Annotated in this window: 15 protein-coding genes; 12 read left to right on the top strand and 3 right to left on the bottom strand. The window is 41.7% G+C overall.

From position 1 onward, the window contains the following. Window positions 1-58 precede the first annotated feature (58 nt). Window positions 59-1201: a FecR family protein gene (locus tag KXD93_RS17245; protein WP_258138540.1), complete on the bottom strand. Its 1143-nt coding sequence runs from the start codon at window positions 1199-1201 to the stop codon at window positions 59-61. Between the two features lie 751 nt (window positions 1202-1952). Here KXD93_RS17245 and KXD93_RS17240 point away from each other — a divergent pair. The 3 genes from KXD93_RS17240 to KXD93_RS17230 all read left to right on the top strand — a co-directional run bounded on the left by KXD93_RS17240 (window position 1953) and on the right by KXD93_RS17230 (window position 7309). After that, complete coding sequence (locus KXD93_RS17240; RefSeq protein ID WP_258138539.1) at window positions 1953-4937, top strand: ABC transporter permease; 2985 nt, start codon at window positions 1953-1955, stop codon at window positions 4935-4937. Between the two features lie 322 nt (window positions 4938-5259). Continuing rightward, window positions 5260-6063 carry a helix-turn-helix transcriptional regulator gene (locus tag KXD93_RS17235; protein ID WP_258138538.1) on the top strand — a complete coding sequence of 268 codons (804 nt, stop codon included), beginning with the start codon at window positions 5260-5262 and terminating at the stop codon, window positions 6061-6063. Between the two features lie 43 nt (window positions 6064-6106). Next, window positions 6107-7309 carry an aspartyl protease family protein gene (locus tag KXD93_RS17230; RefSeq protein WP_258138537.1) on the top strand — a complete coding sequence of 401 codons (1203 nt, stop codon included), beginning with the start codon at window positions 6107-6109 and terminating at the stop codon, window positions 7307-7309. Window positions 7310-7380: 71 nt separating this feature from the next. On the opposite strand, the gene KXD93_RS17225 is transcribed toward KXD93_RS17230, so the two are convergent. Then, complete coding sequence (locus KXD93_RS17225; protein WP_258138536.1) at window positions 7381-7962, bottom strand: RNA polymerase sigma factor; 582 nt, start codon at window positions 7960-7962, stop codon at window positions 7381-7383. A gap of 454 nt (window positions 7963-8416) precedes the next feature. Here KXD93_RS17225 and KXD93_RS17220 point away from each other — a divergent pair, with 454 nt between their 5' ends. From KXD93_RS17220 to KXD93_RS17180, 9 genes are all read left to right on the top strand, one after another. After that, window positions 8417-8965, top strand: a complete 549-nt coding sequence (locus tag KXD93_RS17220; protein WP_258138535.1) for a sigma-70 family RNA polymerase sigma factor — start codon at window positions 8417-8419, stop codon at window positions 8963-8965. Window positions 8966-9141: 176 nt separating this feature from the next. Further along, complete coding sequence (locus KXD93_RS17215; protein ID WP_258138534.1) at window positions 9142-10317, top strand: FecR family protein; 1176 nt, start codon at window positions 9142-9144, stop codon at window positions 10315-10317. Between the two features lie 289 nt (window positions 10318-10606). After that, window positions 10607-13954 carry a TonB-dependent receptor gene (locus tag KXD93_RS17210; RefSeq protein ID WP_258138533.1) on the top strand — a complete coding sequence of 1116 codons (3348 nt, stop codon included), beginning with the start codon at window positions 10607-10609 and terminating at the stop codon, window positions 13952-13954. A gap of 10 nt (window positions 13955-13964) precedes the next feature. After that, complete coding sequence (locus KXD93_RS17205) at window positions 13965-15482, top strand: RagB/SusD family nutrient uptake outer membrane protein (RefSeq protein WP_258138531.1); 1518 nt, start codon at window positions 13965-13967, stop codon at window positions 15480-15482. Between the two features lie 740 nt (window positions 15483-16222). Further along, entirely contained in the window at window positions 16223-16450 is a 228-nt protein-coding gene (locus KXD93_RS17200; protein ID WP_258138530.1) for a hypothetical protein, read from the top strand. A gap of 453 nt (window positions 16451-16903) precedes the next feature. Continuing rightward, window positions 16904-17635, top strand: coding sequence for an acyl-CoA desaturase (locus KXD93_RS17195; RefSeq protein ID WP_258138529.1), 732 nt, complete (start codon window positions 16904-16906; stop codon window positions 17633-17635). A gap of 137 nt (window positions 17636-17772) precedes the next feature. Beyond that, window positions 17773-18189: a DUF1801 domain-containing protein gene (locus tag KXD93_RS17190; protein ID WP_258138528.1), complete on the top strand. Its 417-nt coding sequence runs from the start codon at window positions 17773-17775 to the stop codon at window positions 18187-18189. A 293-nt stretch (window positions 18190-18482) separates the two neighbouring features. After that, the gene (locus tag KXD93_RS17185; protein ID WP_258138527.1) at window positions 18483-20927 is read left to right on the top strand and encodes a TonB-dependent receptor; all 2445 of its coding nucleotides are present in this window, start codon (window positions 18483-18485) and stop codon (window positions 20925-20927) included. A gap of 749 nt (window positions 20928-21676) precedes the next feature. Continuing rightward, on the top strand, window positions 21677-23371 hold the full coding sequence (locus KXD93_RS17180; protein ID WP_258138526.1) for a cellulase family glycosylhydrolase: 1695 nt from the start codon (window positions 21677-21679) through the stop codon (window positions 23369-23371). Between the two features lie 438 nt (window positions 23372-23809). Here KXD93_RS17180 and KXD93_RS17175 read toward each other — a convergent pair whose 3' ends face one another. Next, on the bottom strand, window positions 23810-25033 hold the full coding sequence (locus KXD93_RS17175) for a hypothetical protein (protein WP_258138525.1): 1224 nt from the start codon (window positions 25031-25033) through the stop codon (window positions 23810-23812). Window positions 25034-25292 lie beyond the last annotated feature (259 nt).

Below are 25292 nucleotides of genomic sequence, written 5' to 3'. Positions count from 1 at the left end.
GGTTAATAATTGATTAATTGGCTGTTATTAAGTAAACCTTCTCATGAGTTCGCTTTTCTTAATTTATTATCGTTACATTTCTTCCCGCTATCCTGAATTTGACACCCTCAAATTTTAACAGGTCTATGAGGCCCGAAAAGTTAACATTGCGCGAGATGCGACCTGAGATCTTCAAATCCGGCACCTTGTTTTCGTAGATGACCTTAAAATCATACCAGCGGGAGGTATTATTCATCACCTGTTTTATATCAGCGTTATCAAATTCAAACAATCCGTTTTTCCAGGCCATGGCCTCGTCGAGGTTTGCATGGCGGATCACTTTTATAGCCTGTTGCCTGTCTGCATTCCTAACCTGCGCCTGTTGCCCAGGCTTAAGCGTCACATGCTGATCATCAACCGAAACCTTAACTGCGCCTTCCAGTAACGTAGTTTTCATAACAGGCTCATCGTCATAAGCATTAATATTAAACTTTGTGCCGATATCTTCAATAACCTGGCTGCCGGTTACTATCCTGAATGGCGCTGCATTGTTATGCACAACTTCAAAGTAAGCTTCGCCCTTTAGCTCAACTTTCCTTTCGTTCCCGATAAATGACGCAGGATAGCGTAGTGATGAACCGGCGTTTAAAAACACCCGGGTACCATCAGAAAGGACTACCCAATATTGGCCCCCCATTGGAGTAGTTACCGTATTATAAACCAATTCCTTTGAAGCAGAAGAGGTGGTTGTGGGGTAAACGGTATAAACCAATTGTCCGTTTGCAGTTTTGCTGATTGCCGTGTTCCCTTGATTGCCAAATTTTCCACTTCCGGCATTGGTTAAAATTACCTGTTTGCCATTTGCCAGTGTAAGGATGGCCTTGTTACTACCCGGCACTATTTTATTAGGATGGTTTTTAGTTAATTGGTGTTCCTTTTGGCGGGTATTTGTGATATAGAGTTTACCCAGGTAGAAAAACAATAAAAGACAGGCAACGGCGCCAAGCCATGGCCAAACAGACTTAATACCGGGACGCTTTTCGGCAGGATGAAGCTTGTTCCAGATAGCTTCTGCATCTTCCAGTCGCTCTTCAAGCGAGACAGCTGGTTTTTTATCTTCGTTATGTTGCAGGTACCAGCTTTCAAGGAATGCAATTTCCTCGTCGGTAGCAGTGCCGGTTTGATATTTGTGCAGTATTTCTTTAAGCTGTTCTTCTTGCATAATATTTAAGGTTATTATTTCCCTTAATTATTAGTAAGACAAGCTGCTAAGACGCAACAGGTAAAAGAAAATGAAATATTTTGATTGTTGTTGTGATTTTCCTCTTATCGTGGCAGATTATCTTCACTTATAATGGCATACTTTTTCACTTGTAATCATACGCTTACTTAAATTTCATTATGGTCAGCATCGGCTCAAATCAAAAGCGAACAGCCTGTTGAACGTTTTTATTACAATCCCCATTATACTTTAATGCTAATTTGCAATATATCAGTAATTTGCATGATTGGAATAATGATTGAGCATAACAAGTACTTTGAAACCTCTTATACTTCATATTAGCTTATACGATCTGCTTTCCCTGGCAACTTTGTTTACCGGGTTGACGCTTGCAGTACTATTAATACTGATCAAAAACACCAGTCAAAAAGGGAATCTATTTTTAAGTTTAGCCTTAATGGCGTCCGTACTTAAAGTCAGCAGTGTCTTCGCATTCTTTCTACCGGCTTTAGGTCCCTTATTATATTTTTATGTGCGCCAGTTAACAAGGCCTGACCGGCAATTTGATCGCAGAGATATCCTGCTTTTTTGTCCGATGGTAGCCGCGTATTGGATGCCGGCCTGGTTAGTTTTAACATTAATAGTTATCTATCTGTATTTTTCGCGCCGCCTGATACATAACTTTTATAGTCGGCTTACACCGATATTAATGGATAAGCCTCGTTTTGCTTTTCGTCAATTAGAAAGAGTAATGATTCTGATCGGGTTGTTCTGCATTTTCGCTATACTGAATGATGCCTTCCTGTTTGGAGTTGCCTTTGTACTCCTAAGAATATCGGCCGAAATGGTACTGAACCCGCATAAAGACATCCGGCTGCAGCTAACTGTATCAGACAAATCAGACGCGCGAGAGAAAAGTCGCAGACTGAAAGAAGCTGTGGTGGTTAATCGGCTTTACGAGGATGCCGAACTTACACTGTCTTCACTGGCAGTAAAACTGGGCATCCATCCGCATGAGCTGTCCAGAATAATTAATACCGGATTGGATAAGAACTTTAGTGATTTTATTAACGAATTTCGGGTACGAGAAGTTTCCCGGAAAATGCGGGACCCGGCGTATGATCACCTCACCTTATTAGGTATCGCCTACGAATCAGGCTTTAATTCTAAAACAACCTTTAATCGTGTTTTCAGGGAGATCACCGGCAAAACACCGTTGGAGTATAAAAAAGAAGTACCAATTGATAAGTTGGCACCCCGCGCGGCCATGAGGCCGGTAATATTGCGTTCAGAAACACCAAAACGCAAATTTATGATCAGGAATTATCTAAAGATCGCATATCGCCAGTTACTCAGACAAAAAATGTATGCAACCGTAAAGATCGGGGGCTTTGCCCTGGGGATCGCTGCCTGTTTACTCATTGGGTTGTATATTCATAACGAAATGACTTTCGATCGGTTTTATCCGGGTGCCGACCGTATTTTCCGTGTTGTGGGCGACGGCGAAATGAGCCGTGGGCTGGCATGGCCCGCACCCATGTCAAAAGCTATACAGCAAGACTTTCCTGAAGTTGAATTTGCCGGGCGTATGCGGCTTGTTAACTCGTACCTTGGCCATGCCGAATTGCGCAGAGCCGATCAGCGGCAAAATACTTATGAGCGAGGTATTATCTATATTGATCAGTCATTTTTTAGCGCTTTTAAGCTTCCCATGGTTTACGGTGATGGTGCTACAGCTTTAAAAGAGCCGCAAACCATGGTGATCTCTAAAACGATGGCCGACAAGTATTATCGTGGACAAAACCCAGTTGGCCGGGTCATGTATATTGACAATGACCAGTCGCATCCATACCGGATAGGTGGCGTCATGGCCGATATTCCTGCAAATTCGCATCTGAACCCGTTCCACTTTTTTATCACGCTCTCCGGTATGGAATTTGGGGCCGGCGAGCAAAATAGCTGGCGCTGGTTTAACTATATCCAGTACATTAAACTGAAAGCCGGCACCAATGTAGCAGCATTTGAAGAAAAGCTCAATACCGGCCTGCGAAAAAATTACTGGATGCCTGAAGCCAGCAAAGGAGGTGCGCAAGACCCCAAAACAGAAGCTGCGAAGTTCCATGTTTACCTGCAAGCGGTGCCCGATATCAACTTACATTCGGCCGAATTTTCAGACGGGTTAACCAATGGCGATATCCGTTTTGTCTGGCTTTTCGGCGCTATCGCCTTATTTATCCTGGTCATTGCCTGCATTAATTTTATCAATCTTTCCACCGCTAAGTCGGCTGGTCGCGCTAAAGAAGTGGGCTTGCGCAAAGTTGTAGGCTCGTACCGCAGCAGCCTTATCGCACAGTTCCTTACAGAATCGCTCATCTACAGTTTCATCTCTTTTATCCTGGGCATTATGGTAGCGTGGCTGTTATTGCCTTATTTCAACAGCATCGCGGCAAAATCACTGACTATGCCGTGGCTGGAATGGTGGTTCGTTCCGGTTATCCTGCTTTCTACCCTCGTTGTTGGTACATTAGCGGGTTTATATCCTGCCTTTTATCTTTCAGGCTTCAGTCCGGGCCAGGTATTAAAAGGGACAATCAGTACCGGCAGCAAAAGCCCTGTGCTACGCAATGGGTTGGTCGTGTTCCAGTTCGCGGCTTCCATTATTCTGATCATCAGTACGGTTGTTATCTATAACCAAATGCATTTTATATTGAACCGTAAGGTCGGTTTTGACAAAGACCAGGTTATGGTATTACAAGGCACCAATACACTGGGCAATCAGAACATAAAGAATTTTAAAGCAGAACTAGGTAAAATAGCTGCTGTTAAAAGCGCCTCCATAAGTGATTACCTGCCGATAAACGGCACCGCGCGTAACGGAAATGCTTTTTTTAAAGAAGGGCGTGAAAAAATTGATCCTCCTGTTTTGGGGCAGATTTGGCAGGTAGATGATACTTACCTCGCGACATTAGGCATTAAGTTAATTGAAGGAAGAAATTTCTCCTATGGGATGGCCGATGATACTGCCGGAAGGTCCATTATCATCAATGAAAACATGATTAAAAAATTGGGGTTAAAAAATCCGGTAGGCGCACGCATTTACGATGATGGTATCTATACGGTTATCGGTGTGGTACAGGATTTTAATTTTGAGTCGATGCGTGGGGAAATGAGCCCCCTGGTGCTGCATTTTGGGTTGAGTACTGCTATTATGACCGTAAAACTTCGCGGTGGAGAAGTACAAAATGCGATTGCCATTGTCAGCGCGTTATGGAAAAAATATTCGCCCAACCAACCCATACGCTACACCTTCCTGGATGAAGAGTTTGCCAATATGTATGCCGATGTAACGCGCACGGGTAAAATATTTACCAGTTTTGCCGTACTGGCTATTATTATCGCCTGCCTGGGTTTATTCGCGCTCTCGGCTTTTATGGCCGAGCAGCGAAGCAAAGAGATCGGCATCCGCAAGGTCTTAGGTGCCAGTGTGCAGGGTATTACCACCTTGTTATCGGTTGATTTTATAAAGCTGGTGCTGCTGGCTATTTTAATTGCATCGCCTGTTGCGTGGTGGGCCATGTACAAATGGCTCCAGAATTTTGCCTACAGGGTCACCATCAGTTGGTGGATGTTTGCAATAGCAGGGCTTGGTGCTATTTTGATTGCACTGATAACGGTAAGCTTCCAGTCAATCAAAGCCGCACTGGCAAACCCGGTGAAAAGTTTGCGATCGGAATAGTATAGATCAGGTTTTTCCATAATTGCTGGTTGCATGTGGGCTGCTCCTTTTAAGTTTTGGGCAGCCTAAAAGCAGTTGGCGATGGCACCAAATGAGTTTAGTGCTGACATGCGCCATCATTAATGAAGAAGTGTGCCACTAAAAGAGGAAAATTATATTATGGAAGTAAATAACACTTTTTAAACTCGCTTTTTTACATCGTTTAAAGTTGTGTGTTTAAGATAAAATAACACGCAACTTAATAGCACAACAGTTTGGCATATATTGTACAGGAGTATATGCCAGGAGTTTGTAAATTTGGTTTAATATTATTAAAAAAGTTATGCTTGCTTTACAAAGCACCCATTATTTAGGCCAGTTAAACCACTCCAAAGAAGCAGGTGGTTTTTCGGCGGGCATAACTACTTACCCGAATGTTCCCTACGCTGAAAATTTGCACTATCACGAAGCCTTTATTTTGAGCCTGGTAATAAATGGGGGCAACCTTGAAAAAAGAAATGGGGGCGAGGTTGAGCGCACTCCTGGCACTGTAACCTGTCATGACGCCGGAGAACCTCATCAAAGCACCCGGATGCTTTCTGGTTCCTGCCATGTTAACGTGGAGATTGCCGACGGGTTTATGAAAGCGCATGAGTTGCACACCCATGCTGCTGCATTAGAAAAGGGCAGTTCCGCCGACGCCCGTTTCCTGATGCTTAATATCTATAAGGAATTGGTAACCAATGATTCCGAATCTTTGTTAAGTATCGAGGCCTCCTTATTGCATTTACTGCAATTTACAGGCAAATCCGACCGCCGGCAAGATTCCCCTGCATGGGTATTGAAGGTTAGGGAAGCGCTGTACGACAAATGGAATGAAAATCTGACGCTCAACGAACTTGCCATCATCGCGAACCTGCACCCTGTTAACCTGTCCGGTTATTTCCCCCAATATTTTGGCTGTACTATGGGTGAGTTCCGCAGAAAAATAAAAATGGAAAAGGCGCTTGAATTATTAAAATACCGGGACCTTTCCTTAACTGCAATTGCCCACGATTGTGGTTTCGCTGACCAGAGCCATTTTACCCGGACTTGCAGGGAACTGACCGGGTGGAACCCCAAACAGCTAAAAGCGATGCAACACTAAATCCATTCTATTTTTCGTCAAATGAACATCGTTTCTTTGCTGTATGAAGTTCATTCAAATCAAGCGGGTTGTCGGCATTTTTATCATAGGAATACTGTTCATTCACAGCACCTGGGCGCAGGGAAACCTGCCTATCCTCAAAACCAATACAAAAACACTGGATGTACGTGAAGGGCACAACTTTTATAAAGGTTACTGGGGAGTGTCGCCGGAGGTAAAAAAGGATGTTTATTTTGCACACAGGTTTAAAAAGACAACCACAATAACATTCTATTCAGATGTCGACTCTATTTCCTTTCGTGTGAGTCCCCGCAATACTTATGATTTTATTATCCTGCTCAATAATAAGGATACCTGTTACACGCAAATATCAACCATCCGAACCAGCTATTTTAAGGAGTGCCATGACTGCATAATTTCAAAGGATACGATCCCATTTACGCTGGGGAACGATAACCGGATTTATGTTGCTGCAAAAGTGAATGATTCTGAAACGATCAAACTCTTTTTTGACACAGGTGCAGATAATATCGTCCTTTTCCCTTCCGCTTATCAAAAAGGAGTGAAATTAAAATTTGACGGGTCGATTGCAAACCGCGCAACGGGAGGAACGGAAATAAGGAAGACCAGTAATTTAAATGACTTAGCCATTTGCAAATTAAAATGGAAGGATGAACAGGTAATGTCTATCGGCAAGCAAATAGGTGAAGGAGACGGAACGCTGGGTTATGATGTATTTGAAGACAAGATAATCGAATTCAATTATGACAAAAAACTAATGATTATCCATGATTCCTCATTTAAGATCGATAAGGGATATGTTAAATTTTCGATGCAACTCCAGGGTGGTGAAGTTCCGTTTCTGCCAGGTACATTGATTAATAATGATAAAAAATATAAAGCAGACTTTATGTTTGATATGGGTGCTACCGGTTGTCTTTTCCTGAACCAGGGATTTTTATTCAAAAACAAACTTTATGGTGCGTTTAAAATAACCGGGGAATCACAAATGACAGGGGCTGGGGCGCAGGCGATCAAAACTACGCGCGTGTTACTTCCCGGATTTGTTTTTGGCAATTATGAATTAAAACAGGTCCCGATTTATTTGGAAAGCCCGGCTGAACATGATCCCGGTACAGGTGTTTTGGGTATGGATCTTTTAAAGAGATTTAATACCATCATCGATTATCAAAATAATATGATCTATTTAAAGCCAAATGGTATAATTAAATCACCGTATAAGTAATATCGGAAAAACTAAGTTGCAACTCTTTTTAGATTTCGGAGAGAAACAGGCGATAGCGATATTAAACTGCTTTAAAAAATAATATAAAACCACGCCAGGTAAATAAAGGCGCCTAATTTAACGTGTAATATTTTAAGCGCATTTGTTACGTGTTTGCTGACTGTTTGCTCGGAGATGTCCAATCTTTCAGCAATTTCCCTGTGCGACAGGTATTCCCTTCGGCTCAATTTAAAAACTTCGCGCATTTTGGGCGAGAGGCTTTCTATTTCGTGATGGATCAGATCCATTAGCTGGCGTTCCCTGATCCGGTGATCTGCTATAACCGGTCCCTGTGCTGCGAATTGTTCCAGTGACAATAAATACCTCGATTGCACCTCCTTTTTTGCGACCTGGTTTAAGAATGCATTTCGCACGCACGTATATAGATAGCCCGATAAGTTAATAGCCGGATCAATTGCATCGTGCTTTGCCCATAAATGGGTGAACACTTCGTGTACAAGGTCTTTTGCCTCTTCGCGGTTGCGTGTTTTATTGTAGGCATGATTTAACAAAATAAAGATATAGCGCTCGTAGATCTCTTTGAAGGCACTATGATCCCCCGATTGAAGCAACTTAATAAGCTCGTTGTCCGGCAGGTTAGTATAAATTTCCATTCAAATACATTTTAGCGTATAATCACTTGTCTTCAGCTACTAAATATTATGACCAATCACGGCTGACGCATTTAGGCTACCTCCGGCACGATTTTGAAATAATAAAATTTTTAAAAGAAAAACAGGTTTGTATTTATAATTGACAGCCAAACTAAATAATGCAAATGGCATAACTATCATGAACTGTCTTGGTTACAGACAGATAATAACAAAGGAAGCAACGGGATATATAATTAAAGCCTTGGGTTTTGCTGGCCTGGAATTATCCGTGTTATTTAAAATAGCGAACAAAAATATCACGTTGATTATTAAACTATTCAGCTTGCAAATTTTTATTTATGTTTACAAATGCTAATTTAAGCCTCCCGGCTAAATAGACCCAATTTCGGCGGAACGTACAGATTAAATGAGAATTGAAGATTATAGTGAATCCGAGCTTGTCGCATTATTGCAAATGGACAATATAAAAGCGTTCGATCAGCTTTACAAAAAATATCATGCTCCGATTTACAATAATATTCTCCGGCTTCTAAAAGATGCTGATGAATCAGAAAATATACTCCAGGATCTATTTGTAACTCTTTGGGAAAAACGCCTTTCCATCGACCCACAAAAGCCATTGGCCAACTGGCTTTTCCAGGTGAGCTATAATAAATCAATAACACAATTAAAGAAGAATTTAAAGCAGGCCTTAGCCTTTAAGCATATTGAAAACGATATGCTGTTAGCAGATGAAAAAGATATCTACTTTAGAGAGGCGAAGATAAAAATACTTGAAGAAGCCCTGGTCAACCTATCACCACAAAAGAAACGGGTATTTGATTTATGTAAGATCCAGGGTAAATCTTATGAAGAAACAGCCCGCGAGTTAAATATTTCCAAGCATACCGTTAAAGAATACTTGTCTGTTGCTGTCAAAGATGTTAAACATTATGTGGAACAACATCCTGTTAGCAACGTCGTATTTATCTATATAATAGTGGCTTTGAAAATAATGATGTAATTTATTTTATCATTCTCAAAAAAAAGTTCCGGCGTATCCCCCCTTTTTCTTCCTTGCGGAGTATTAACACATAATAAACCACTGTAAACTACTTTTTATCTTTTTTTGAATTGCCTGATAGCGTATTGGTGTATTCTGCAATATTTTTTATAAAACCAGCTTAAAAAAACAATTTCATGAAGGACGACAAAAAATATCTGTTGCAATTGCTTGATAAGAAGGAGTTGTCTTTTTCGGAAAAAAGCTGGCTTTTAAATTATATCGAGAATACTGATCAACGAGTATTAATGGAGGTGCTTGAAAATCAGTTTACAAACAATCTAAATGATTCACAGGAATTAAATTCAGAAAAGAGCATCAAGATCCTGTCCGAAATCCATCAAAAAATATGCATCCCTGAGGCTCCATCAAATGTCTTCCAGCTATGGATAAAACGTGTTGCCGTAGCAGCGTGTTTTATCGGTGTAATCTCCATAGGGGTTCTTTATTTGACTCAAAAAAATACCGGTAATTTTGCGGCCAATCATCGTAAATCTAAAACGTTTTCAAATGATATAAATGCAGGGGGGCAAAAAGCCACACTTACCTTAGCAAATGGCACTAAGATATTGCTGGATGATGCTAAAAATGGTACGCTGTCCAACCAAGGTAATACCAAAGTGATCAAAACAAATGGAAAGCTGGCTTACAACGCTAACAATAGTGACTTAATACCTAATGTTTTTAATGAGGTATCAACGCCGAGAGGCGGCCATTACCAGGTTATTTTGCCGGATGGCAGCCAGGTTTGGTTAAATGCAGCGTCATCAATACGTTTCCCGACAGCTTTCACAGGTAAGGAACGAAAGGTAGAAATTACCGGCGAAGCTTATTTTGAGGTGGCGAAAAATAAGACCTTGCCCTTTATAGTAAAAGTTAATAACTCGGAAGTAAGAGTTTTTGGTACCCACTTTAATGTGATGGCTTATATCGACGAGGCAGCCGTTAAAACAACCTTATTAGAAGGTTCTGTACAGTTTAGTAACGGTTCGTCAAGTTGTATGCTTAAACCAGGCGAACAGTCGGAATTAAATAGGAGCGGACAGGTTAAGGTTGTCTCAGGCGTAGATGTGGACAACGTTATTGCATGGAAAAACAATCTATTTGAATTTGAAAATGTTGACATAGAGGTTGTTATGCGTCAATTATCCAGGTGGTATGACGTTGATGTGGTCTACAATAAAAAAGTCAACGATCATTTTTTTGCGGAGATTCCAACTACAGTTAAATTATCTGAAGTGTTAAGGGCGCTGGAACTAACCGGGAAAGTGAATTTTGATATCCAGGGCAGAAAAATTATTATAAATCCTTAAATAAAAACTAACCAATTAAAAATTTATAAACCTAAAAAAATAGCATATGACGGAAAACACATAACCCACTTTTGCTGATCATAGTCAGCTCCCTTTTTCAATATTAATTGGTCTGAAAAATTAAACCGGAAGTGTTGGTACCACCCCCGGTCGCTGTTCAGGCTATCCAATATTGACGTGTTGCGCACTCTTTATTCTCGAACCCAAACAAAACAAATTTATGGAATTAATTTCGAAATGTAACCCCATGCTTTTCGGCCGGGGCAACCTTCTCAAAAAACTTCTGATAATGAAGCTTACTTTAATAATACTTTTAGGTTTAACGCTGAGCAGCTATGCCCACGTGCTTGCTCAAAAGGTTAACTTAAATGAAAACAACGCTTCGCTTAAGGTTATCTTTAAAAAAATCAGGAAGCAAACCGATTACACATTTGTATTTACTGAAAGCCAAATAAATAAAGCTGATAAGATAAGTATCCACATAGAAAATGCCTCAATTGAGGATGCACTTAAGGCATGTTTTGCAAAGCTGCCGCTGAGTTTTACTATTTACAACAAAATAATTATTGTAAAGGAAAAAGAGGAAACTCCTAAAATACCCAATAATGAAAAACAGGCCCCAATAGTTATCAGCGGAAAGGTAATTGATGATAAGGGCCTTCCTTTACCCGGAGCAAGTATTAAAGAAAAAGGAACGGCAAATGGCACCACAAGCAATGAAGACGGCTCCTTTACCATCAAGGTTGCCGGTGAAAGCTCTGTGCTGGTAGCTTCCTTCCTTGGTTTTCAACAAAAGGAAATAGCAATAAATGGGCAAACCAACATTGTAATTGCTTTAGCCCCATTGGACGCAAAACTTAATGAAGTGGTTGTTGTGGGTTATGGCACCCAGAAAAAGGTAAACCTTACGGGTTCAGTTTCATCTGTTACCGGCGAAACAATGAATAAACGCCCGGTGGTGAATCCGGCCTCCATGCTGGAAGGTTTGGCACCCGGTGTGCAGATAAATACCGGCTCTGGCGAACCAGGCAATGAGAGCGTATCTATCCGCATCCGTGGTAACAGTACGTTTAGCGGCGCGGGCTCAGATCCGTTGGTATTGATCGATGGCGTGCCCGGCAGTTTTAGCGATATTAACCCAACCGATATAGACAACGTGTCGGTACTGAAGGATGCGGCTTCTGCATCCATATATGGTTCAAGGGCCGCCAATGGCGTTGTGCTGGTTACCACCAAGCAAGGTAAAGCCGGGCAAATGTCCATTACCTATGATGGCAACGTGGGCTTTTATAGTGCTACCAAAATGTTTAAACTGGTAACCAACTCGGCCCAGTACATGGAGATGTTTAACCAGGCGCGCATTAACAGCGGCACAACAGACCCTGGTTCGCTTTATCCGCAGGATCAGATCGACCTGTACCGTAACAGTACAGACAAGCTGCATTACCCCAATACGGATTGGCTAAGCCTGATATTCAGAACCGCGCCAACGCAAAATCATAACCTGACATTTACCGGCGGTAATGACAAAACCACTTATAATGTATCATTGGGTTACGTTAATCAAAATGGTATTGAAAGAGGCTTTGATTATCAACGATACAACGCCCGGATCAATTTAACTTCAAAGGTTAACGATCATATTAAATTCGGAACCAATGTGCTGTTAAAATCAGGCACAAGGGATGCCGTTGCCGGTACCCCTTCATCACCCAGCCAATGGGACGGTTCTTCCATGGACCTCTTTCTTTCGGCCATGTCACAAGCACCTACTTATGGTCCGTACCTGACTGATGGAAGCGGACATTACACCTACAAAGCCTATGACTTTGAGTATAACAATAAGAACCCGATAGCTGTACTGGATCAAAACTTTACCCGGGTTACTAATGATTATGCCGTGAATGCGCAAGGCTGGGTTGAAGTTCAGTTCAGTAAGGATTTTTCCTGGTACACAAAAGGTGCTGTAAACTTTAATATGGATAAATACAAGGATTTTAAAGCAACCCTTGATGAATACAATTTTAAGACCAATCAACTGGAAACCTCGCTGGACCTGGGAAAAGGCTTAACCGACCAGGACGAACAAACGGTTTACACCAATTTATATAGCTACTTAAATTATGCGCATGATTTTCACGGGCATAATATTAAGGCGCAATTTGGCTACAGCATTGAGCAAAGTAAATATGAATACTTATCCGGCTATCGCAAAAACTTTCCTGACCTGGATTTGCAGGAACTGAACGCCGGAGGTTCGGACATACAAAATGCCTACGGTACATCTAATCAATGGGCTTTAATGTCATACTTCGGCCGTTTGAATTATGACTATAAAGGCCGGTACCTGTTAGAAGCTAACATCCGTGATGACGGAAGTTCAAAATTTGCGGGTAGCAACAAGTGGGGGGTATTTCCATCGTTTTCAGGAGGCTGGCGGGTCACCGAGGAGCCTTTTGTAAAAGCCATGAATTTAACCTGGCTGGATAACTTTAAGCTCAGGGGATCATGGGGGCAATTGGGTAACCAGAATGTGGGTAACTATCCATACCAGGCCCTGTTAAACCTGGGGTATAATTATTCGTTTGATAACTCAACGCTAACAACCGGCATCGCACAGCAGAACCTGAACAACCCGGCTATTAAATGGGAAACCACCACCATGACCGATATCGGTTTGGATCTGACCATTCTCAAAAACTTTAATTTAACTGCCGATTGGTATAATAAAACCACGTCTGATATTTTGAGGACTGCGCAGGTTACCGCTGTGGTAGGTTTAGGTGCGCCTACCATTAACGATGGCGTTGTGAATAACAGGGGTATTGAGCTTGGGTTGTCATATAACAACGTTATACGTGATGGCGCGTTAAGAGGCTTTGCTTATAATTTGGGTGTTAACGTTGATCATAACAGCAATAAGCTGGTGAAATTTGGCCAGCAGGAAATTGGCGGATATACCATTAATCAAAACGGGCAGCCCTGGAACTCCTTTTATATGCTGCAGGTGATCGGGATATTCCAATCAGCAGCAGAAGTGGCCAGTTCGCCTAAACAGTTTTCTGACTCCACCTTACCAGGCGACCTGAAATATAAGGACGTAAACGGCGATGGTAAAATTGACCAGAACGACAGAACCATTGTTGGCGGTGTTTATCCTAAATTGAATTATTCATTTAATCTTGGGGCTGGTTTTAAAGGTTTTGACCTTTCGGCCATGTTCCAGGGGGTATACGGCGTAAAGTCATACGTGTCTGGCTGGGGAACTATCCCATTTGTTCAGGGCGCATCGCCAACTACAGACTGGTTAAATGCCTGGACGCCTGAACACCCTTCAACCACTATGCCGCGCATTTATTTCGGGCAGAGCGCGCCGGATAAGATCGGCCGTCCATCTACTTTCTTCCTGCAGGATGCATCGTATTTAAGGCTTAAGAACCTGGTGTTCGGTTATACCATTCCCACACAGGTCACCAAAAAGATAGGTGTTAACAGGGTGCGGGTTTACTTTGCCGGCGATAATTTGCTAACTATAACCAAGTTTAAAGGCCTTGATCCTGAGCGTTATGGCAGCGGAGACGTGGTGCAATACCCGCAAAATAAAATATACTCTTTTGGTGTAAATGTTTCTTTTTAATTAGCCCAACATGAAAAATCGAATTATAATAACCATCATATTAATTACATCGCTGTTTGCAGGCGCGTGTAAAAAGGCGCTTGATCTGAACCCTTCGGATCAGATTGCCACCTCAACCTTTTTTAAGTCGAAAGCCGATTTTGATGAGTCTCTTGCTGCTGTGTATGCTGCTTTGCAACCTGAGGAATTTGCGGTAGGCATAGGCTTCAGGGATTGCTTTACCGATAACGGGTATAACCAGTTTAACTCGGGCAGCTCTAAGGATTTTGTCCAGGGTAATTTTAACCCAACTACCGGCGGTTACGAAACCGGCATTTACAACGATAGTTATACCGGTATTGCCCGGGTAAACCTATTCCTTCAAAACCTGGCTAATTATAAAGGCGGCGACATTTCTGACGCGCAAAGAAAAGTATACGAAGGTGAAGTAAGGTTCATCAGGGCTTTTTTCTACTTTCAGCTGTATAGTATTTATGGCGATGTGCCATTGGTGCTGCAACCGCTTGACCTGAGTAATCAAAAGCAACCAAAAGTGCCGGCTGCCCAAATTCTGACCCAGATTACGGCTGACCTGGACTACAGCATTGCCAACCTGAATACCGCTGCTTACTATGCAAATGGTGGCCATGCGGCGGCATCTTCGGCAAAAGCTTTAAAAGCAAGGGTGTTATTATTTGCAGCTTTCGGTAATACAGGTACACCTGACGCGACTATACTCACGCAAGTGAGGGATTTGTGCCTTGACCTGATGGGCCAATACAAACTGAGTACCAATTTTGAGGATATATTTCGGGATGCCACGCAAAAAAATAATACCGAGATCATTTTCTCAATTAACTTCCTTGCGCCCAATAATACAGCGCCCTGGGATCTGTACTATGGCGATTACGATGCCTGCGCGCCGCTGCAAAACATGGTTGATGCCTTTGAGTGTACCGATGGCCAACCTTATGGCACCTCACCATTAACCGATACCAAAAATCAGTTCAACAACCGCGACCCAAGGCTGGCGAAGACCGTATATGCAGATTCTGTTAATTTTGGTCCGGGAAAGGTGTATCACCCATCAAACCTTCGCCCCACCGGTTACGGAACTATTAAATTCCTGGAGCCTAACAATATGCCTTATGGCTTTTCTACCCTGAGCCAGCAGGACGCCGTTATATTACGTTTGGGTGATGTAATGCTGATGTATGCCGAGGCTCAGAATGAGATTGCCGGTCCGGACGCTACCGTTTATAAAGCAATGGCAGATCTGCGTGCGCGCGTAAATATGCCGCCATACCCTGCTGGCTACACTAAAGATCAGATGCGCGAAAGGATAAGACATGAGCGCCGGATCGAGCTTGCTTTTGAAGGCTTACGTCATTATGATTTGTTAAGATGGCATATTGCCGGACCGGTACTAAACGCGGTAAAAACCTCCCTTATCAATTATCATTTTGAAGATAAGTTTTATCAATGGCCGCTGCCACAAACGGAAATAGATAAGAGTGGCGGGGTGTTGAAGCAAAATCCTAATTATTGAAAATTAGAGGCTTGATTGTACAAGGGGCTGTCCTTTTGGGATAGCCCTTGTTTTTTAGGCGAGGGACCTCATTAAGCTTTGAATAATGGGTTACTTTAATCTATTTTGAGAATTAAGGTAAAACCTAATCATTATGATTAAGCTATATGTTTTTTATTTTGTATTCGGATTGTATATGCTTTTTGAAAGCTACTATATATGGGTGTTTAGAGCTTTCAATGATGGAAATGCGGTGATAACTTATAGCGCGCTAATATCATCTGCTGTATTATTTTCAATTGCTTCGGGGTTGCTAATATATCGCCCAAAAAATGGTTTAATAGTGGGATTAGTTACATTAATAGGGGTTTTTCCTTTTGGTATAAGATGGCTTATCTATAGATATACAATGGAATCTTCAATCATACGAGGAACCCAAAATCAAATAATATTATTGGCTACGGCATTGTATGCGATGGGATTGTTCTATTCCCTAAAGAGGATAATCGCCTATAAATATTTCGATGATGTTGTTATTATGAAAAGGCCGTTCAAATTATTTCTTACATTTTTCCCCGCCTCTTTGCTTTTTATATTTATTGTTTTAACAATGATAAATCCTTAACAAAAGTCAGAAGCCTAATTTCTAACTATTTGTAATAGTATTGATATTCAATTGGTCTTGATAGCCATTTAAACGCTAAGCACTGATTTCAAATTTTGTATCTTTATACTATTGTATTAAAAAATAAGATAGCGGGATGTTTGATAAAGCAACGTTCGATGCAAAAGTGAAAACCTGGCTGAATGAACAGATCAGGAAAAGTGTTGTAAAAGAAGTTACCGAGTGCTACGATCTGATGGACAAGGATAGCACCACTCGCTGGAACATTTTCCGCATCTGCAAAAAACAGTTAAACGCGGTGCGCTCAAAGATCGTTTTGAGTTATGTAAAGGTACTTGAATTGGTAGTGTTGGTCTATAAATGAACGGTTTAGCCAATTAAGAAAATTATACTTTTTTGCTTTATATCTTCGGCTCAACAAATAAACGATGGCTTGAACCGGCGGGGAGTGTTGGGGTGTTGAAACAAAACCCCAACTATTAAAAATCAAGGGCTTGATTGTACAAGGAGGAGTTACTTTAAAGTAACTCCTTTTTTTGTGAATTAATAAACCGGTATAATGTTCAGGATGCAATAAACCGGCTAATTATCAGTTAGATAAGTATAGTCCTTAAAAATACTACAAAGCACCTGCTGTTTACGGCCCGACAGGCCAAAGACGTTTACCGGTTGAATACAAGCGCACCTTAATCATTACCGCGCTGGTGCCACCGGACAAATCCAGGCCAACAGTGACCCATTACCCTCTCTGTTTACTTACCTGCCACCAGTCCTGGAAAAGCCATGCCTGTTATTTATGCTATTCATCCCATTTTTTATGATCATTCTGATTTTTTTTATTGCCCACTGGTTCCTGTCTCTGTTCTTTCAAACATTTTTCCAGCACCGTTACGCCTCGCACCGCATGTTTACCACTAATAAGTTTTGGGAGCGCGTATTTTATTTATTGGCCTATCTTTTTGAAGGCGCCTCGTTTTTAAATCCCCGTGCTTATGCAATGATGCACCGTCAGCATCATGCCTTTAGCGACACTGAAAAGGATCCGCATTCTCCGCATTTCTTTGTTGATATCTATCAGATGATGAAGGCAACTATCATCACTTTTGGCGACTATGTTAAGCGCACCAAGGACCCAGAGGCGCAATTTCCCGGTCATTACCCGGAATGGCCAATTGTTGACCGGATGGGCTCCTCTATCTTGTCGAGATTGCTTTTTGGTGCTGCGTATACCTGCTTTTATATCTTTTTTGCCACACATTGGTGGTTGTTTTTATTGTTGCCTATACATTTTATGATGGGCCCGATACACGGTGCTATTGTAAATTGGTGCGGCCATAAATACGGTTATACCAATTTTGATAATAAGGATAAATCAAAAAATACCACGCCGTTTGACTTCCTTATGCTCGGGGAATTGTTCCAGAATAACCACCACAAGCACCCGAATAGCGCCAACTTCGGCAGTAAATGGTTCGAGATCGACCCGGTTTATCCGGTAATGAAACTATTGCATTGGATGCGGATCATTACCTTGAGAAAAGCATGTTGAACAGGCTGATGCCCTGGATCCAATTTCGATTCGATCCGGGTCAATAATTCGATGATCTGGTCGGGTTTGTCGGCTATGCTCATGATGCAAAGTTATTGTGGTAAAGTATTTTGCGCGGAATTATTTAGTTTAGCGGTATGCCAGCAAAAAAATCAAAGGTCGCCGAGATCAAGACCAGGCCGACCGCGGTGAGCGTGTCGGATTTTATAGGCGCGCTGCCGGACGAACAAAAGCGTACAGACAGTTTAATGCTGTTGGAGATCATGCAGCAAGCCAGCGGTGAGATTCCGGTGTTGTGGAGCAATGCCATTGTCGGCTTTGGTTTGAAACGTTACGAAAGCCCGGCCAGTGGCAGGCTGGTGGATTGGTTCAGGATCGGTTTCGCGCCACGCAAAGCGAACCTGACGATATACCTGATCGATATGCGCAGGCATGCAGCAGCCCTGCAGCAGCTCGGCAAGTTTAAGACGGGTGGCGGTTGTTTGTATATCAATAAACTGGCGGATGTGAACCTGGATGTATTGAGCGATATGATAGCCGCGGCATTAAAATAATAATATCTCCGCCGGTTCAAGCGTCCCGAACTTTATCCCTGGTCAGCGCCCCGCTGACGTTACCAAATAATCAGGTTTTAGCATTGAGGCTGTTTTATTTGGCTTGACCTATGCGCTCAATGACCAAAATCAATGGTCGATCATTTTAGACGTTTAATTCGATCCAGCCAGGGAGTGGTGGCTGCGGGGGCATTAATATTCGCAATACTTATTTAAACTAATTATAAATAATATTTTATAATTCAAATCGTGATTATATCTTTGCGCTTAATTAGACTTAATCTAAATAAAACGTGAAAAAAATATATTACTTATCTGCTACCTTCTTTTTTTTGATGCTGGTGTTGGTTTGCAACATCGTTAAAGCTGACGACGACCTTACGACCGGCAAAATTTCAGGGATGGTTAAAACATCTGATGGCCAGCCTGCGGCATTTGTAATCGTGTCTGTAAAGGAATTAAACAGGACAACCAGCACCAGGGATGACGGTAGCTTTGTTATCAGTAATATTAAACCCGGCAGCTACACTTTGGTGGTGTCATTTGTTGGAACACAAAGCCAGGAAAAGCCGGTTACCGTGCTTGCATCAAAAACAATTACAGTAAATTTTATATTAACCGAAAGCTCGTCGAAATTAAATGAGGTTGTTATAAGTGCGATAAGGAAGCCTAAGCCCGTATCATTGGATAAAGCGAATATTCGCGCCCTTGATCTTCCTCAAAGTACCGGAACGGTAAGCAGCAGGGTAATTGAAGACCAGCAGATTAACCGTTTGGGTGATGCCATTAAAAATGTAAGTGGTGTTTCGTTAACGCAAACAAGAGGCGGCGTAGGTGAAACATTTTCTGCCCGTGGATACAGCATTGGTATAACCGGTGCATCAAGCAGTATTTTTAAGGATGGCGTATTAACCAATACGGCGGGTTTCCCTGAAGCAAGTACGCTGGAATCAGTAGAAGTATTGAAAGGAAGTGCGGCATTGCTTTATGGTAACGTATCCGGCGGCCTTATTATTAATATGGTTACTAAAAAGCCGCAATTTGAGAGTGGCGGCGAGGTTTCCATGCGCTACGGAAGTTACAATATGTTTAAGCCCAGTGTAGATATTTATGGGCCTGTTAGTCAAAATGTGGCCTTTAGATTGATTGGGGTTTATGAAAACGACGGCAGCTACCGCAACCATGTTTACACGGAGCGGAAATATGTAAATCCTTCATTATTATTCAACCTCGGAAAAAAAACCACCCTGCTTGTTGAAGGCGATTATTTAAAAGAAAGCCTGACGCCCGACTTTGGCATAGGATCATTAAATAACGGCCAGGCTATTCCTACAATGGTGCCACGCTCGCAATACATCAACACTTCATGGGCATATAGCCATATGGATCAGTTTTCGGGTATGGCAACTTTAAACCACCAGTTTAATGATAACTGGCACTTAAATGCTATTATATCCGGACAGGGAACCCACATAGACTCGTACCAGGCCAGCTTACCCAATACGGTAAGCGCAACAGGCGAATGGAACAGGGGACTAGCCCGCGCAAAAACTATTGAAAATGACTATACCGGCCAGGTAAACTTAACCGGTAAATTTAAAACCGGCTCAATAAGCCATCAAATATTAGTTGGAACTGATGTTACCAAAGTTGTAAACATTACCAATGGCTACAGCGTTGCCGGCAAAAATATCAGCACTTATATTTATGATAAGATAAACACCATCGACCTGAATAAATATACCCAGCGTACCGATATTCCAAACGCTACTGATACAGCGCGAACAACAGCCCCTGTATATCGTTTGGGCACCTATGTACAAGACCTGGTGAGCCTTACGGATAAAATTAAAGTACTGGCTGGAATCCGGTGGTCATGGCAGCAAACGTATCAAACCAATATTCAATACCTGCTAAAACAAACTTCAGGTAACGGAACGGCCATAACCCGGTATGATCGCGCATTTTCACCAAAAGTAGCGTTCATATATCAGCCGGTTAGTACAAGCTCGGTATATATAAGCTACAGCAATAATTTTATGGTTAATAGCGGCACCGATGTAAGCACGGGCCAGGGCCTTAAGCCGTCGCTGGTGAATCAGTATGAAGCCGGTTTAAAAAATGAATTGTTTGACGGTAAGATCATTGCTAATTTGAGCGTATACCGTATTGTTAACAGCAACCTGGCTGTGGTGGCCCCTTTTAAAGCCGATGGCACCGTTAACAGCGACAACACCATTAAACAACTTAACGGACAAACTACCAGCGATGGTTTTGATGTTGATATAACGGGACATCTTTCAAAGAATTTTTACTTTATTACCGGTTATTCTTACAACAATGCGCGCTATACAAAAGTGTCGGGTTTAAAAGGATCGCCTATATTGGGCGAGCGATTAGTGATCAGCCCGGTAAGTACGGCTAATGCAACCCTGTTTTATACATTTAGCAATCCAACCTTAAAAGGGTTTAAAGTTGGGGCTACAGCATTTTACACAGGCAAGAGGATGGCGGGTTACAACAACACGGTTGGGCAGGCACAAGCCTACAGCCGGCTGGTTCCCGTTGGGGGCTTTACAACACTCGATCTTTCAGCCGGATATACTTATAAACAGTTCTCGCTGCTGGCAAGTGTAACTAATGTTACCAATACATTGAATTACCTGATCCATGATAATTATAGCATTACACCAATTGCCCCCCGCCAGTTGTTAACAACATTGGCTTATAAATTTTAACGGGATCTACCTATACAAAAACAAAAGCCGGCAAAATCAAAAATTTGCTGGCTTTGTTTGTTTTTGATAGCTGATGGGGCTGTTTGGACATTCCGAAGCCATTGATCACTGCGTTCCGGAATAGCGAACCGTTAGTTCTGCAACACTTTGACTATATCAATTCATTGATTAATAATTGCCATTTTTAAAGTGATAACACAAACCGGCGGGGGCTATTATACAAAGTGCTAACAGACGCATTGCTTTTTTAAAAAAGTTAACATTTAGCCTCCTATTTTCTGACTTTTATCTCCCATCACTAAATTATCTCTTCTGTAGTTTTACTACTCAATTAATAAACCTGGTACTAATCCAAATATTGCTAACTAAAATATGCCTATTGTTTCAACGGCTGTGTTTTGTTGACTTTAATTGCACTATTTTATTAATTGTCCTTCTGCTTCTGAAAAACAAGATTTAACCAATTACATAAATAAACCGGCTCAGGCCCGTTTTATCCTATCGAAAAATGAAACTAATGTTAAGCACCGCCTTATGCGGAATGGCAACTGCCTTATCATTATTTTTTTTAATACCTCGTTGGCTAAAGGCAGTTGTCAACACAACTCCCTATACCAATAGCTATATAAACCTTACAGGCAATGATAAATATTTCCTCGTTTTACCTGGTTGTCTGACACTTTCGCACGCAATTAACCATTTTATTAATAGCGGCAGATTTAAATATCGCCAACCTAACCAATTTTTTTATGAAGAAAAATTTAATTAATCTTTTATGCATCGTGGCAATTCTGGCATTGACAAAATGCACGAAGCAACCGATCGCCAATCTGGTCATTAAATCGATTATTTCAAAAAACATTAGTAATTCATTGGCTTCGTATCCGAGCTGGAACACAAACCCGATCGCACCGGATCAAACAGGGATGACCAGTACAGCAGCTCAACTGGCCGCAAACATGACCTTTGGTATTAATATTGGTAACACCATGGAAGCCCCCAACAACGAAAATGGATGGGGAAACCCCAATATTACCCAGGCACTCATTGACAGCTATAAACAAAGGGGGTTTAACGCCATAAGGATCCCTTGTAATTGGGATTGGTCGCATATCTCAAATACTTCGACCGAGCAAATAGACCCGGCCTGGCTTAGCCGCGTGCAGCAGGTTGTGCAATACTGCATTAACGATGGCATGTATGTAATATTAAATATACACTGGGACAACGGATGGTTGGAGAATAATGTTACAACCACCGCACAGGCGGCCGTCAATGCCAAACAAAAAGCACTTTGGGAACAAATTGCAACACAAATGCGTGGTTTTGATCAACACCTGCTTTTTGCCAGCGCGAATGAACCTGGCGTATCGGATACCACAGGGATGAGGGTTCTGCTTTCTTATCATCAAACTTTTATCAACGCGGTGAGGTCAACCGGCGGACACAACAGCTACAGGACTTTGGTTATTCAGGGGCCAAGTACCGATATTACAACAACAAACAACCTGATGAACACTATGCCTACCGATCCGGCATCTAATCGTTTAATGGTGGAAATACATTACTATACTCCAATCAACTTCTGTATAATAACCTCAGACGCATCATGGGGCAACATGTTTTACTATTGGGGTTCGGGGTATCACACCACGTTCGATCCTACGCGCAATGCCACCTACGGTGAAGAGTCGGCTGTGAATACATCGTTCGGGCAGATGAAGACAAAATTCGTTAATAACGGGATCCCGGTAATAATGGGCGAATTTGCAGTAGTAAACCGAAACCTTACCGGAGACTCTTTAAACTTCAACCTTGCTTCCAAAGCATATTGGTATAATTACACTATGCACCAGGCCTTGGGGAACGGTATCCTTCCATTTCTTTGGGACACCGGGTCGATCATCAACAGGTCAACTTACACGGTACAAGATCAACGGGAATTAGCAGCCCTTCTGCAAGGAACACAAACTGGCGCATCACCTGCATTTCAGGTTGGTGGTGTGTACCAGATTATCAATAGGTATAGTTTTAAGCCTTTAGAGATCGGTGGCTGGTTAAGTGCTAATGGGTCGCTGGCAGATCAATGGGATTATTTAACCGGAGCAAATCAGCAATTTAAAGTGCAAGCTGCGGCAAATGGCAGCTACCTGTTAACCCCTATGCACGTTAGCGGCAGGTGTTTGGAAGCGTGGGGTTGGTCTCAATCTAACAGCAGTCCCGTGGATATTTGGGATTATACAGGTACTGGCAACCCCAATCAAAACTGGTTAATTCAACCAACCGACAATGGATATTATAAGATAATCAATGTAAATAGCGGAAAAGCCCTCGAAGTTGGGTTAGGGAATAATGCGGCAATTCCATTCAGAAATGGTAGTGCGGTAGACCAATATACTTATAGCAGCGGCAAAAACCAACAATGGGCGTTTGTGCACATATAAGTAAAATACAAAGAAAACAATAAAATTATTTCACCAATTGCTAAAAATCTCTAATGCCTCTGTTTTAAATGAGTGTTAGAGATTTTTTGTTAAGTATTGCAGGTTGGAGTAGTTTCTGTTGGTCGGATAGCCGAATTTCGTGCAAAAACCCGGATTTATCCGTTGTGTTTTTATCGAAAAACCTGCCCTGCGGGTATAAAAAAAAGCCTTTCCTCCCGCCGGTTCAAGCGTCCCGCTGAACTTGATCCCTGGTCAGCGTCCCGCTGACGTTACCAAATGATCAGATTTCAGCATTGCTGCTGTTTTGTTTAAGAAAGTGTTGTAAATGGGATGCTTACATTTGTTTGGGTTCAAGCGGGGTGGTTGAACCGGGCGGGAGGTTTAATTGGATTTTGGTTTTGCATATTTGAATATAAAGCAAAAATATCTGGAAGTCCATTAGGAAACAGGAAGATATCTCACCTGGAGATTAAGGGTTCCCAAAGCAGGTAAAAGGCTATTATGCAAAATTTCGTCACCAATGATAAAACTGCTACTATAATAACCTTGTTCATTAATATCCTTAAAAACGAACATAACGGCAGCCTTTCCTTTAATTACCCTGTGAACGGCATGCTTGTCTATTTCGCTTTGCCTGATCGCGATTGTCCGGTTCTTGGGGTGTGTACTAAATATCTGTTCAACAGCAATAATGATGAGTAACGGATGTGGACTGTCTGCATGTTGTTTGATCTTTTCTTTAATCTTATTCTGGACCCTGACATTTTGTTCGGCAACGGTCTCCCTGCAAAATGCATTTGCTTCAATATGAGCCATATTAGTCTGGATATCGCCGCTTACCCTAAATTTAATTGAGCCCGGAAATTTGGCCAGGTACTGATTATATTTTTTATCAAAGTTGCCACTAAACATCGGTTCGATCTCAAATTCAAATTCATCATTCTCAATTTTCTTGGGAATAAGCAGCGTATTATTTTCGGCCTTCCGGTAACCATCTATAAATTTCTGTATTTGGTGACCAATAAGCTGTTTCCGCTTTTTGATCAAACTTGGTCGCCGGTATTTAAAAGCAAAATAGCCGGAGAACAATTCATCTTGCGTTAGTAACTTTTTTAAAACTGTTTTCCCGATCTCCTCGAGAACCTCTTGAGACAACGCGACAATACCTTCCTTAAATGTGTCATAAAATTTTGTTATTTCGACATTGTAGGTTCTTCCGCCCGCATCCAGCAACAGGTCAATTTCCTTGTTATTTCCAGATTCGCTGGTGTAGAATTGCCCAATCTTATATTTGAATCCGGCCGAATTAAATATATACCTCACATACAATTCATATAGGCCTTCCTGCAACCTTTTGTAATTGACCCGGCCTTCGTTGTTTTTTAAATGATAATCGGCTTGGTTGGATAAACTACGATAATAGCGAAGTAATTCGGCAGTTTCATTGATCACATATAAAGAGGCGTCCTGTAAATTAAAAAAAACATGATAGAGCCAGTTATCAGGTTCAGGTTGAATATCCATGGCAAAATCCTTAAAATCAAAAAACAATGCCAGTTCCTGTTTAATGGCATCAAGGTTTCGGAGGTATGGATCGTTTGGCATCGCCCTTTTCCACTTGAGCAATTGCATGTGTTCATGCCAGCGATCTATTACATTCATCGAACTAAGTTACGTTGAATGCGATTATTATTTTAGAAGCAATTTGAAGTAGGCTTGTGTTTCTTTATCGACACAATAAATATAAAAGCCTTTTCATATCCTTATTCTGGTATCATTGGGATTGCAGGGGGGATAATACGACCCCTAACAAGAACGATTTATTTTTTTCCATACGCCTCATTAAAATAATCCCTAGCCAAGAAGCGATTAACCACCTCTTAAATGAGGTATCTTTGTTGTAAACTACTTGAACCTAGAT

Origin of the sequence: Mucilaginibacter phenanthrenivorans, assembly GCF_024721155.1 — a bacterium.
Taxonomy (GTDB): domain Bacteria; phylum Bacteroidota; class Bacteroidia; order Sphingobacteriales; family Sphingobacteriaceae; genus Mucilaginibacter; species Mucilaginibacter phenanthrenivorans.
Note: the sequence above shows the minus strand (reverse complement) of the source record. Positions and strands in the feature narration are given on the sequence as shown.

Coding starts and splice junctions, on each gene's coding strand:
- KXD93_RS17240 (WP_258138539.1), top strand. CDS start 1,953: ATGATTCTGATCGGGTTGTTCTGCATTTTCGCTATACTGAATGATGCC.
- KXD93_RS17175 (WP_258138525.1), bottom strand. CDS start 25,033: ATGAATGTAATAGATCGCTGGCATGAACACATGCAATTGCTCAAGTGG.
- KXD93_RS17180 (WP_258138526.1), top strand. CDS start 21,677: ATGAAGAAAAATTTAATTAATCTTTTATGCATCGTGGCAATTCTGGCA.
- KXD93_RS17230 (WP_258138537.1), top strand. CDS start 6,107: ATGAAGTTCATTCAAATCAAGCGGGTTGTCGGCATTTTTATCATAGGA.
- KXD93_RS17215 (WP_258138534.1), top strand. CDS start 9,142: ATGAAGGACGACAAAAAATATCTGTTGCAATTGCTTGATAAGAAGGAG.
- KXD93_RS17225 (WP_258138536.1), bottom strand. CDS start 7,962: ATGGAAATTTATACTAACCTGCCGGACAACGAGCTTATTAAGTTGCTT.
- KXD93_RS17195 (WP_258138529.1), top strand. CDS start 16,904: ATGATCATTCTGATTTTTTTTATTGCCCACTGGTTCCTGTCTCTGTTC.
- KXD93_RS17235 (WP_258138538.1), top strand. CDS start 5,260: ATGCTTGCTTTACAAAGCACCCATTATTTAGGCCAGTTAAACCACTCC.
- KXD93_RS17200 (WP_258138530.1), top strand. CDS start 16,223: ATGTTTGATAAAGCAACGTTCGATGCAAAAGTGAAAACCTGGCTGAAT.
- KXD93_RS17245 (WP_258138540.1), bottom strand. CDS start 1,201: ATGCAAGAAGAACAGCTTAAAGAAATACTGCACAAATATCAAACCGGC.
- KXD93_RS17210 (WP_258138533.1), top strand. CDS start 10,607: ATGAAGCTTACTTTAATAATACTTTTAGGTTTAACGCTGAGCAGCTAT.
- KXD93_RS17205 (WP_258138531.1), top strand. CDS start 13,965: ATGAAAAATCGAATTATAATAACCATCATATTAATTACATCGCTGTTT.
- KXD93_RS17220 (WP_258138535.1), top strand. CDS start 8,417: ATGGACAATATAAAAGCGTTCGATCAGCTTTACAAAAAATATCATGCT.
- KXD93_RS17190 (WP_258138528.1), top strand. CDS start 17,773: ATGCCAGCAAAAAAATCAAAGGTCGCCGAGATCAAGACCAGGCCGACC.